Consider the following 12,026-nt stretch of genomic DNA (forward strand, 5'->3'; position numbering starts at 1 on the left):
CCAGCGTCACGGGACATCCCGCGCAGAGCTCAGGGTTCGATGCGCCGCGCGGCCGGCTCAGCGCGGAGGGTCCCAGCCGCCGAGCACGATCGCTGGATCGCGCATCATCGCCGCTTGCGCCGCGGAGATCTGCGTCGATCCGGCGATACGCCCGCTGGTGTCGATGAGGCGTCCATCCGTGTCCCGGCTCTGGTACTCCCAGAAGCGGAGGGTGCGCGGAGGAGATCCGCCCGTGATCGTCCACCCCGCCCGCGAGATGTGGCTGCCGAGCGTGCAGTTGATGTACGCGACGTGGCTCGACGGGTACTGGCTCACGTCGATCCTCGCCAGCGTGTTCCCCGTGATGCCCGCGTCGCTCGTGATGCGCGAGTCGACGAAGACATAGCCGTAGCCGGCGTCGCCGTTGCGCGCCTGCACGATGTAGCCGGATCGACCGACCGTCTTGATCTCGCACCGGTTGAAATACGCCGCGCCCGTGCCCCACACGAAGTCGACGTTGCCCGCGATCGTGCAGTTGTCCGCGTAGAGGCGCCCGGACCAGAGCAGCGTGTCCTGGAGGCTCAGGATGTCGGCGTCGCGCACGACGCACCTGTCGCAGTCCTGGAGGCGCAGCGCCTCCGCCTGGGAGCCGCCCTGCGGCGTCAGGTTGTGGATGGTGAGGTTCTCGATGATGAGGTCGCTCACCTTGTCCGCGCCGACGAGCGCGCGCCCCCTGGTGCTCGGGTTCAGGTTGTTGTTGTTCGTGCCCGACAGGACCGTGCCTTTGCGGTCGGCCCCGCGCAGCGTGATGTTGTGCTTGTTCTCGAAGTAGACGACCCCGTGGTGGGTCCCGCGCTGAACGGTGATGAGCACGCTGTCCCTGTTGTTCGCCGGGACCGCGTCGAGCGCGCCCTGCACGGAGCAGAAGTCGCCGGAGCCGTCGAGCGCGACGTCGAGCGACGCGACGCTCGATGGGCCTGCGTTCGCCGTGTCGAAGCGCCACGCCGTCGCGTCCGCGATCGCGAACGAGCCGCCCCCCGGGGGGACGATGGCGCCGGGGTCGACCGTGACGTAATAGGACTCTCCGTAGTCGAGCGCGCGCGACGGCAAGGACACGACGACATCGTTGCCGTCCACGTACACCGGGCGAGGTACGTTGAACGTCCGGCCGCCGATCGTGGCGCTCACGGTCATCGAGGCCATGTCGACCGTCGCGACCGCCGCGCCCGGCCGGGCGGCGTTGAACACGCGAACCGCGCCCGCGCTGCCCAGCGCCGGCGCGCCGGGGAACGTGATGCGGAGCGGCGGATCCGGGCACAGCCCCCGGGCGCCCGGCGCGGGGAACAGCGCGCTCACGCCGTCAGGGAGGTCGACCGGGGCCGCGCCGCCGTCGCCCTGGCTCGCGCCCGTGCCCTCGCCACCGCCGGCCGCGCCGGCGCCGCCCGCTCCCGCGCCGCCCGATGCGGCGCTGCTGGTCGACCCGCCGCCGCCCGACGCCGCGCTGCTGGTCGACCCGCCGCCGGTCGATCCGCCGCCGGTCGATCCGCCGCTGGTCGAAGCGCCGGCCGTCGAGGCGCCGCTGGACGCCTCGGCGCTGGTGTCGTCCGCCGTCCCGGCGCCCTCGCAGGCGATCGAACACAGACCGAGGAGCCCGAAGAGAAAAAGTCGAGAGCGGATCATGGCGCCGGCGCAGGGTATCAAGGCGATGCGCGGCCTGGCAATCCGCGCTCAGGGCACGGAACGTGCCCCTGCCCTGTTCGCAGAGACGCCCCATGCACCAAGGCCGGCCGTGTGGCACGACGGCCATCGTCGTTCCGGCGCAACGGCCCCTGGTGCGTTCGCCCCATCCACCCTCGAGGAGCTTCATGGCTGACTCCGTACCCATGACCGACCGTGCCCACGATGTCCTTCGTCAGGAGCCTCAGAGCCTCGACCCCATCTTCAGGCCGCGGAACGTCGCGGTCATCGGCGCGACCGAGAACAGCGGCGCCGTCGGCCGCACGGTCCTCTGGAACCTGATCAGCAACCCGTTCGGCGGCACCGTCTATCCGGTGAACCCGAAGCGGCAGAGCGTTCTCGGCATCAAGGCCTATCCGAGCATCGCGGCCGTGCCGGCGAAGGTGGATCTCGCGGTCCTCGTCACGCCCGCCGCGAGCGTGCCGGGCCTCATCGGCGAGTGCGTGGACGCCGGCGTCCCCGGCGCGATCATCATCTCGGCGGGATTCAAGGAGATGGGCCCCCCGGGCGTCCAGCTCGAGCGGCAGATCATGGAGCGCGCCCGCGGCAAGATGCGCATCATCGGCCCGAACTGCCTGGGCGTCATGAACCCGATCGGCGGGCTCAACGCGACGTTCGCGAAGGGGCAGGCGCGGCCGGGCAAGGTCGCGTTCATCAGCCAGTCCGGCGCGCTCTGCACGGCGGTGCTCGACTGGAGCATCCAGGAGCAGGTCGGCTTCAGCGCGTTCGTCAGCGTCGGCTCGATGCTCGACGTCGGCTGGGGCGACCTGATCGACCACCTCGGCAACGACCCCAAGACGAGCAGCATCCTCATCTACATGGAGTCGATCGGCGACCCGCGCGACGCGCGAGCGTTCCTGTCGGCCGCCCGCGAGGTGGCGCTCACCAAGCCGATCATCGTGATCAAGCCAGGCCGCAGCGAGGCGGCGGCGAAGGCGGCCGCCTCGCACACCGGCTCGCTCACCGGCTCGGACGAGGTGCTCGACGCGGCGTTCCGGCGCGTCGGTGTGCTGCGCGTGAACGACATCGCGGACCTGTTCTCCATGGCCGAGACGCTGGCCAAGCAGCCCCGGCCCCGCGGCAACCGGCTGTGCATCGTCACCAACGCCGGCGGCCCGGGCGTGCTGGCGACGGACGCGCTCGTCGCGAACGGCGGGGAGCTGGCGCCGCTCTCGCCGGAGATCCTTGGCGAGCTGAGCGGCTTCCTCCCCGCCGCGTGGAGCCGCAACAACCCGGTCGACGTGCTCGGCGACGCCGGCGCCGATCGCTACGCGAAGGCGCTGGAGATCTGCGCCAAGGACCCGCACAACGACGGCGTGCTCGTCATCCTCACGCCGCAGGACATGACCGAGCCGACCCAGACCGCCGAGGCGCTGCGCAAGCACGCGCACGTCGACGGCAAGCCGGTCCTCGCCAGCTGGATGGGCGGCGTGGAGGTGGAGGCGGGCAAAGCCATCTTGAACCGCGCCGGGGTCCCGACGTTCGAGTACCCCGACACCGCCGCTCGCGCGTTCTGCTCGATGTTCCGTTACGCGTACGCCCTCCGCGCCCTGTACGAGACGCCGAGCACGGACGAGCGGGCGTTGAACGTCGACCGCGAGCGGGCCAGGGAGATCATCGCCGGCGTCCGCGCGTCGGGGCGGACGCTCCTGGATGAGGTGGAGTCGAAGCAGCTCATGGCGGCGTACGGCATCCCGACGGTGCCGACCGCCGTCGCGAGGAGCGCGGACGAGGCCGTGGCCACGGCCGGGGAGATGGGATATCCGGCCGTCCTCAAGCTGTACAGCGCGACGATCACCCACAAGACCGACGTGGGCGGCGTGAAGCTCGACCTGCGCGACGACGACGCCGTGCGCAGGGCGTTCGAGGAGATCCAGGAGAGCGTCTCGCGGCGGGCCGGCGCGCAGCACTTCCAGGGCGTGACGGTCCAGCCGATGATCTCGCTGAAGGACGCCTACGAGATCATCCTCGGCAGCTCGATCGATCCGCAGTTCGGCCCGGTGCTCTTGTTCGGGGCCGGCGGGCAGCTCGTCGAGATCTTCAAGGACCGCTCGCTCGGCCTGCCGCCGCTCAACGCGACGCTCGCGCGGCGCATGATGGAGCAGACGAGGATCTACCGCGCGCTCAAGGGCGTGCGCGGCCGCAAGCCGGTGGACCTCACGATGCTCGAGCACCTGCTCGTGAGGTTCTCGCAGCTCGTGATCGAGCAGCGATGGATAAGCGAGATCGACATCAACCCGCTCTCCGTGAGCGCGGAGGAGGCCATCGCCCTCGACGCCCGCGTCGTCCTGCACCCGCCGGACACGCCGGAGTCCGCGCTCCCCAGGTCGGCGATCCGCGAGTATCCCACGCAGTATGTGACGGAGCTCGAGAGCAAGGACGGGCAGTCTTTCACGATCCGGCCCATCCGCCCCGAAGACGAGCCGCAGATGGTCGAGTTCCACAAGAAGCTGTCCGAGCGGACCGTGCGGCTCCGGTATTTCTACCCGATGCAGCTCGATCTGCGCACCGCGCACGAGCGGCTGACGCGCGTCTGCTTCGCGGACTACGACCGGGAGATGGCGCTCGTCGTCGAGAAGCCGCCCGCGGGCGGCGCGCAGCGGCAGATCATCGGCGTCGGCCGGCTGAGCAAGCTGCCAGGCACGCGCGACGCGGAGTTCGCCCTGCTGATCAGCGACGAGCACCAGCGGCAGGGGCTCGGTTCCCGGCTGCTCGGCCTCCTCGTCCAGATCGGCCGCGACGAGGGGCTCTCCCGCATCAGCGCCGACATCCTGGCCGAGAACGTGGAGATGCAGCGCGTGGCGCAGAAGCTCGGCTTCCGGGTGACGCGCGAGATCGGCGACTCGACCGCGAGGGCGGAGCTGACGCTGTAGGCGCGTCCACGAGCCTTCGTCCCCGCCCAATGGGATACTCGGTGCGCGATCACGACCACCCCCGGCCGGCGAACTAAGCTCACCTCAGCACGGCGAAGGCTGCGGAGCCGCTGGAGGAAGCCGCTCGAACGGTTCCAATGAATCCACGGCGCTCGATCGCGACGATGATGCTCTCGACCTCGGCGGCCTCCCTCCCGCTCGGCGATCCCGCCCAGCGTGACGGCGACGCCGCCTCCGTCGGAGGGGCCGTCGCTCGGTCAGACGTTCTCTCTATACGGTCGGACGTTCTCGTCATACAATCTCCCGCGGGACAGCAATGGTCTTCCGGGCGTTGCTCTGGGTCAGCTCACGGAGCTTCGAGTTGCGCGACAGCACGCACCTCGGCGACGGCTCGGAAACGCTGTGCTTCCACGACGAAGCACAGGCGCTGGCCTGGCTGCGCTGGGCTGGGTTCGATCCGAGCAACCTGGCGACCCTGAGGCGGTGCGTCGCCGAGGACCCCGGCTTGTGGGCTCTTTCGCGGCTGGGGAACGAGGATGTACTGCGCATCTTGGCATGGCAGCTTGCATCTCGGCGGTTGACCCTCGTCGAGGGTCCCAGCATCGCGCCACCGTCGATGGCCCCGCGATGGCTCGACCGCGGGTCCGAGGAGGCGGCGCAGGTGCTGCCGAGCGCGGAACGCTCCGCGGCGGACGACTGGATCGCCGTCCAGCTGGTGGGCGAGGACGCTCGGCCGATCCCCGGGGAGCGCTGCCGGATCCAGCTGCCGGACGGGTCGGCGCGCGACGAAGCGCTCGATGGAGAGGGGTTCATCGCGATCCGAGGCATCCGTCCGGGCCCGTGTGCTGTGACATTTCCCGAGCTGGATCGGGACGCCTGGATGAGCCTTGGTGAAGCAGACCTCCCCTCCCGACGAACCAACGGTCGTTCGCCGGCGCAGCGCTGGACGTCGCAGCGGCGCCCGATCCCTGACGGGGGCACGACGCACCGTGTCCGCCAGGGAGAGAACATCGAGAGCCTCGCCTTTCTTTACGGCCACGTCTCGGTGACCCTCCGGGCCGACGCTCGCAACGCGCCGCTCAGGGCGAAGCGGCACAACCTCAACGTCCTGTCGCCAGGGGACGAGTTCTTCATCCCGGCCCTACGGCGGCGCTCGGAGGCCGCGCACACAGGCGCCCTGCATCGATTCAAGCGGATCGGCGTCCCCTCGTTGCTCCGCTTCCGCGCGCTGGTCGGGGGCCAGCCGCTCGCGCGGGAGCCTTTCCGCGTCGCGATCGATGGCCAGGCGAACCCGGCCATCGAGGGGGCGACCGACGGGAACGGCTTCCTGGAGTGCTTCGTCCCGCCAGACGCCGTCTCCGCCGAGGTGCGGGTCGGGCTCCCCCCGCAGGTGTTCCGTTACACGATCACGCTGCGGACGTTGGATCCGATCACGCAGACCACCGGCATCCAGGGACGGCTGAAGAACCTCGGACTCTACGAGGGCGCCGTCGACGGAGGCGAAGGCCCGGCGACGCACGCAGCGGTGAGCCAATTTCAGATGCGCTGCGGGCTCCCCGTGACCGGCGAAGCCGACGACGCGACCCGACGCAGGCTGCTCGAGCTGCACCAGAGCTGAGCCCTGCTGCTGATGTCCCGGAGTAGCGAGATGATCAAGATACAGAAGCCAGCGGAGGCGCCTGAGACCCTGAAAAAGGCCCGGAGCATTGTTAAGGGCTGGAAGAAAGACTACGAGAAAATCAAGAAGCGCCCCCGACCGCTGGAGCGCCTCGCGAGCTTCGTTGAATCGATTGACATCGACTCGTCGGTGTATGCCGCCAGCGACGTTAAGAGCGCGCTCGTCCGCTCGCACTATGGCAAGTGCGTCTTTTGCGAGTCACGCATCCTCCACGTCGGTCATGGCGACGTCGAGCACTTCCGCCCCAAGGGTGGCTTCACCGTGTTCAACTGGAGCCGAGCGAGCCAAAGGAGCGACCTGAGCCACGACAACCCTTACATCGGGCTCGCCTACGACTGGAACAACCTCTTTCTCGCGTGCCAGATCTGCAACCAAGTCTACAAGAAGAACTTCTTCGACATGATGCCGGACACCGCCGACGCGGGACAGGACCTCAGCGAGGTGGATGAGCAGGAGAGGAGCGAGATAAGCCACAAGCGCGCCGAACGCGCAGAGCCCCTCGAAGATGTTCATGACGAGAAGGCCGTGCTCATCCATCCCTCGGACGAGGATCCTCGGGAGTTCATCCGGTTCGATCCGAGGACCGCCATGGCGCTCGGCGCCGAGCTCATCAGCAGCGGCGACGGGGGCTTGAGGGACGAGGGCCTCAAGACGGGTCGCGGCGGCGGCAACATCGATGCCCTCGGCCTGAACCGACCCGACCTCCTCGCGGCCAGGGCGAAGCACCTCGTCTACCTGCGCTCCTTGTTCGTGCTCGCCGTGATGAACGCCACGATCTGGAAAGCCATGGCCGATTTTCGGCGCGCGCTCGACGACGTGAAATACGATCAAGAAGACATCCATCGAGATGCCCTGAGGCAGCTTCGGTGGTCCACGTCGCCGATGGCGGAATATTCGGCCCTGGCCCAGGACGCGATCCTGCAATGGCGAAAGGACCTCCCGGCGCTCTCCGTCGAGATGCATGGGGAGGCAGCGACGGCTGGACCTGCAGAGAAGGAGAGCACCGTCAACACCGGGAACATCCCGCTCCCCGTGCTCCGGCTTCAAGAGCAGAACGAGCTCTTCAACGGCCACCAGGACGAGTCCAGCCCTCAGGGACTCCTACAGAAGGCGCTCGACGCCTATGAGAGCCAACGAAAAGAGGAGATTCCGGAGGAGAGGCGCCGCGCCCGCCAGAGCCTGCACAAGGAATACAACTTCTACGCCGCGGAGTTCAACAAAGTCAGGACTGAATACAACGGCGCGTACAAACACAGAGGCGACGAGGATCTATTCAACGAAGAATTTAAAGATGGGATATCAGAGTCGTTCTTGGACATCGACATGCTCGCCCATATCCTCGAGTGTGAGTACGAGTATGCGGGCGTAGATGACAAAGGATCACAGGTCGCGAAGAGGCGCGCAAAGCTTCGCTCTTTGTGTCAAAAGAATGCCGAAAAGGCCAAAAATGGCGAACCGCTGGTGACCAACACCGCCGAGTTCATCCGCATCACAAGAAGGTAGGAGCAAGACATCCTCCGCGCGCTGGCTGCGGCACGCGCTTCGATGCGCCACCGGAGACGGACGCGGGGGGCTGCCCGATCCAGCGCTACCGTTGCCATCCTGCCGCTGCCTCATCGCCTCTCCCGCGCGTCGAGTCACGGCGTCCCGCTCGCCGGCGGCCCGCCCGGAGAAGGAACGGGTTGCGCTTGACGCGCGCGCAGCAATCGTTTTTCATCGGTCGAATCTCCAAACCGGCGCCCGGAGGAGGGCCCTGTCTGGCCTGACATCCCGGTGCCGCCATGAGCCCGAGGAGTGAGCCCGCCGTGAGCAGTCCGGACTTCACCTTCGCCTGGGAGGGCGCCTCCGGCGCGGAGGGCCCCTGGAGCCACCTGCGCGTCGCTGCCTTTCACGGCTTCGAGGCGATCTCCAGCCTCTATCGTTACGAGATCTCCTGTCTGGCCCGCGAGCCGGCGCCCGAGGTCGATCCCGACGAGCTCGTCGGCTCGCGCGCGACCCTGCGGCTCTCCACCTTCACGACCCCGGCGTACCGGGTCGTGCACGGGATCGTGGTCGAGGCCGAGGAGCTTGGCCAGGTGCATGATGGCGTGCTCTACCGCCTCGTGCTGATGCCCCCGATCGCGCGAGCGATGCACCGGACGCGCTGCCGGATCTTCCTCGGGAAGACCACGCGTCAGATCGTCGAGGCGGTGCTCCAAGGGGATCCCGACCTCTCGCTGGCCGCGGGCGCCTCGGTGCCGCCCGACGGAGGCGATCACACCGCGTTCACGCCTGCGCGAGGGCTCTTCACCTGGCGCATCACGGACGCGGCGCGCATCGATGACGTCGCCACACGCCCCTTCTGCGTACAGTACAACGAGAGCGACCTCGCCTTCGTGTCCCGCCTCCTGGAGGAGGAGGGCATCTCCTATCACTTCGAAAACGGCGACGGCACGTGCTTGCTCGTGCTGTCAGACAGCGACGAGGGCCGCGCGCGCCTCGATCCCTTCATCCCGGTCGGCCCCAACCTCTTGGGCCGGTCCGTCTCCTCGATGAAGCTCGGAGCGCGCCTCCGGCCTCGCAAGGTCTCCCTGATCGACTACAACTGGAAGCAACCCGCGCTCGACATGTCGGTGCTGGTTCCCGCCAAACCATCGGCGGTGGAGCTGATCGATCACGAGTACCCGGGCCGCTATACAGAGGCGCCGGCGATGGGTCAGCCGCTCGCCGCTGCGAAGCTACAGCGGCTCGGCGTCGAGGCCAGCTATGCGGTCGGCGAGGGCACGTGCAGGACGCTCGCGGCCGGCAGCGTCTTCGAGCTCGAGAACGTGCAGCCGCGGCATGAAGGCGAGTATCTGGTCACCCGGCTCGAGGCGCGGGGCGAGCAGCAGGGCGTGCTGCTACCGGGCATGGCCGCGGGCACACCTGCGATGGGCGTGCCCTACACCGTGAGGTTCGAGTGCGCGCGGCGTGGGAAGAGGGGCGCCGTCGCCGAGTCGGGCTTTCGACCGGCGCGCGTGACGCCGAGGCCGCGGATCCAGGGCTCGCAAACGGCCTTCGTCACAGCCGAGCCCGGCTTCAAAGGAGCGGAGATTCACGTGGGAGGGCCGCCAGGCGCGGAGATTGGCTGCGTTCGGGTAAAATTCCACTGGGACCAGGATACGGCGCGGCACGCGAAGGAGCCGACGTCGTGCTGGGTGCGCGTCAACCAGGTCTTCGCGGGCGTCGGTGAGGGCGCGGTGTTTCACCCGCGCGTGGGGGTCGAGGTGATCGTCGACTTCGAGGAGGGCGACCCCGACAGGCCCATCGTCGTGGGCCGCGTCTACAACGGCAAGAACCGGCCGCCCGGCGGGGCACCCACGGTGAGCACGTTCAAGACGATGTCGAGCCCCGCGACGGGGGCGTTCAACGAGCTCACGTTCGACGACACGGCGGGCAAAGAGCAGATCAAGATGCACACGCCGTACGACTGGAACTCGGACGCCGGAAACGATCGAACGGAGAAGGTCGGCAACAACAGCGCATCGACCGTGGGCGTCGACAGGAACGAGAGCACCGGGGCGAACCGGAGCACGATGGTCGGCGCGAACAACACGGAGGTCGTCGGCGCGAACGAGTCGGTGATCGTCGGCGCGAACCAGAACGTGGTGATCGGCTCGAACCAGAGCCGCGCGATCGGTTCCAGCCAGAGCACGAGCGTCGGCGTGGACCAGACCACCGAGGTCGGCAGCAACCAGAAGGTGAAGATCGGCGCCGATCAGACCGTCGATGTCGGAGCCAACCAGACCACCACCGTGGGCGCAGATCAGACGCTCACGGTGCACGCCAACCGCACCGAGACCGTGCACGGCGATCACGACGAGACCGTGCAGGGAAACCAGACCGAGAGCGTGAGCGGCGACGGCGCGCGGACCGTCGAAGGAAACCAGACGACCCACGTCGCGGGCAACGTCGACGAGACCGTCGATGGGGCTCGTTCTGTCACGGTCCACGGGACGATGAGCCACAGCGTGGACGGCGACGTGACCGTGACGGCCAAGGCAGCGATGACGCAGCATGTGACGGCCGCGTACACCGTGGAGGCCAGCGGAGACGGCAAGATCAACGCCCTCGGCAAGCTCGATCTGCTCGCGGGCGCGGACGGGACCCTCCAGGGCGCGAACATCTCGGTGACCGCGCAAGGGGAGATCGTGCTCTCGGCCGGCGGGGCAGCCATCAAGATCAGCGGCGCCGGCGTGGAGATCAGCGGCCCCTCGGTCAAGGCGACCGGCGGCTTCGTGGACATCAGCGGCGGCGTCGTGAAGATCAATTGAGCCGCGGAGCCAACGCACGATGCAATCCATCTCCGATGCGCTCAACGCTCTCCACGACGACGCCGCGTGGTTCGCTCGCGCGCGCGAGGTGCGGCTGCTCGTCGTCCGCACGTCCGGCGACCTCCGCGGCGCCGTCCTCGATCTGCTCCCCGGGTTCGAATTTCACGCGGACAACCGGAGCCCCTGGATCGTCCTCGACGACGCGAGGACCGGGGAGGACGCCGGCTGGATGGCCCGCTCAAACCGGCTCGCGGCGGCGTGGGAACGACGGCGCGAAGCCTACGCGCGGGACGGGATCGAGGTCGGACCGGTCCCGCTCCCGGCGAGCGCCTCGTTGGGGCAGTCTCCCGCCGCTGCCGGACCGAGCCCGTACCTCGCCGTCTTCGAGCTCATGGCAGGCGCCGTCCTGCGCGCGTTGCGTGGACCCCTGCAGGGGCTCGTCCTCGTCGTGGCTCCGACGATCATCGACGACGCGAGGGCGCTCGACGAGGAGATCGCGCGGCTGCTCGCCGCGCGCGAGCTGCTGGCGTGCCGTATCGTCCTCGTGCTCGATCTGGACGATCCGCCGCCGAGGCGAGCGACGGCGGTCGCGCGGCCGCTGGCCGTCGAGACCCGCTGCGCCGTCGACGCTCGGCAAAAGCAGGCGGATTTCGCGGCGTTCCTGGTGTCGGCGAGCGACGGGGCGCGCGCCTCCGGGGGCGTCGTCGGGCCGCGCGGCGTGGCGCCGCCGAGGCGTGTCGATGCTCCCCCCGAGCTCCCGCGCGAGCGGCGCGACGCCATCCTGCGCGGCGCGGGGATCAACCCCGCCTACCTCGACGGATCAGCGCGGCTCCGCGATCAGATCCTCGGCGCCGCCCTGGCCATGCAACAGGGGAACGGGCCTGACGCGATCGCGCAGCAGCGGAGCGCATGCGATCTGGCGGCCAGCGTCGAGCTGGGCGTGGTGGAGGTGATCTGCCGGGTCACCCTGGCCAGCTATCTATCGGCGCTCGACCGCTCCGAGGCTGCCGTCGAGGAGCTCGACCGGGCGGTGAGCGTCGCGCGCGCGCACCGGCTTCCAGAGCAGGAGAGCCAGGCGCTGCTCGCGCTGGGGCTCGTCCACGCGCTCGCGCAGCGGTTCCCGGACGCAGCCCGCGCGTACGTGCATGCAGCGCGGACCGCCGAGGCGGCCGGCGCGGCTCTCCTCGCCATCGAGGGCTGGCGACTCGCAGGGCAGCTGGCGCTCCTCATCGACGCGGAGGACCAGGCCATCGACTGTCTGAAGAAGGCCGTCCAGGTGGCCGCGGACAGCGAGCCGACGATCGCGCGGCTATCGAGCGCCCCCGAGGCGGCGCGTCGCCTCGCGGCGCTCTGCCGCGCGCGGGGGTGGCGGACGCAAGCTGCATCCCTGGACGAGCAGGCAGATCGCCTCGAGAGGGGCCGAACCACAGCGAGCCCGACCCAGATCGGGAGCGCCGGAGGCTGAGC

The 12,026-nt window shown here is 69.1% G+C and carries 6 protein-coding genes; 5 read left to right on the forward strand and 1 reads right to left on the reverse strand.

Annotation, left to right across the window (positions count from 1 at the left end; genetic code table 11):
• Positions 1-57: 57 nt before the first annotated feature.
• Positions 58-1,659: a pectinesterase family protein gene (locus WMF34_RS21100; RefSeq protein ID WP_437994349.1), complete on the reverse strand. Its 1,602-nt coding sequence runs from the start codon at positions 1,657-1,659 to the stop codon at positions 58-60.
• 185 nt (positions 1,660-1,844) lie between these two features.
• On the opposite strand from WMF34_RS21100, the gene WMF34_RS21105 reads away from it, so the two are divergent.
• The 5 genes from WMF34_RS21105 to WMF34_RS21125 all read left to right on the forward strand — a co-directional run bounded on the left by WMF34_RS21105 (position 1,845) and on the right by WMF34_RS21125 (position 12,024).
• Positions 1,845-4,589 carry a bifunctional acetate--CoA ligase family protein/GNAT family N-acetyltransferase gene (locus WMF34_RS21105; protein ID WP_012236714.1) on the forward strand — a complete coding sequence of 915 codons (2,745 nt, stop codon included), beginning with the start codon at positions 1,845-1,847 and terminating at the stop codon, positions 4,587-4,589.
• A gap of 616 nt (positions 4,590-5,205) precedes the next feature.
• A complete protein-coding gene (locus WMF34_RS21110) occupies positions 5,206-6,207 on the forward strand; it encodes a peptidoglycan-binding domain-containing protein (RefSeq protein ID WP_437994350.1) in 1,002 nt (333 codons plus the stop codon).
• A gap of 30 nt (positions 6,208-6,237) precedes the next feature.
• A complete protein-coding gene (locus WMF34_RS21115; RefSeq protein WP_437994351.1) occupies positions 6,238-7,770 on the forward strand; it encodes a hypothetical protein in 1,533 nt (510 codons plus the stop codon).
• 302 nt (positions 7,771-8,072) lie between these two features.
• Positions 8,073-10,559: a type VI secretion system Vgr family protein gene (locus WMF34_RS21120; protein WP_437994352.1), complete on the forward strand. Its 2,487-nt coding sequence runs from the start codon at positions 8,073-8,075 to the stop codon at positions 10,557-10,559.
• A 19-nt stretch (positions 10,560-10,578) separates the two neighbouring features.
• Positions 10,579-12,024 carry a hypothetical protein gene (locus WMF34_RS21125; protein ID WP_437994353.1) on the forward strand — a complete coding sequence of 482 codons (1,446 nt, stop codon included), beginning with the start codon at positions 10,579-10,581 and terminating at the stop codon, positions 12,022-12,024.
• Positions 12,025-12,026 lie beyond the last annotated feature (2 nt).

Source organism: Sorangium sp. So ce145, assembly GCF_051525985.1.
In the GTDB taxonomy this organism is placed as follows: Bacteria; Myxococcota_A; Polyangia; order Polyangiales; family Polyangiaceae; genus Sorangium; species Sorangium cellulosum_B.

Coding starts and splice junctions, on each gene's coding strand:
- WMF34_RS21125 (WP_437994353.1), top strand. CDS start 10,579: ATGCAATCCATCTCCGATGCGCTCAACGCTCTCCACGACGACGCCGCG.
- WMF34_RS21110 (WP_437994350.1), top strand. CDS start 5,206: ATGGCCCCGCGATGGCTCGACCGCGGGTCCGAGGAGGCGGCGCAGGTG.
- WMF34_RS21100 (WP_437994349.1), bottom strand. CDS start 1,659: ATGATCCGCTCTCGACTTTTTCTCTTCGGGCTCCTCGGTCTGTGTTCG.
- WMF34_RS21105 (WP_012236714.1), top strand. CDS start 1,845: ATGGCTGACTCCGTACCCATGACCGACCGTGCCCACGATGTCCTTCGT.
- WMF34_RS21115 (WP_437994351.1), top strand. CDS start 6,238: ATGATCAAGATACAGAAGCCAGCGGAGGCGCCTGAGACCCTGAAAAAG.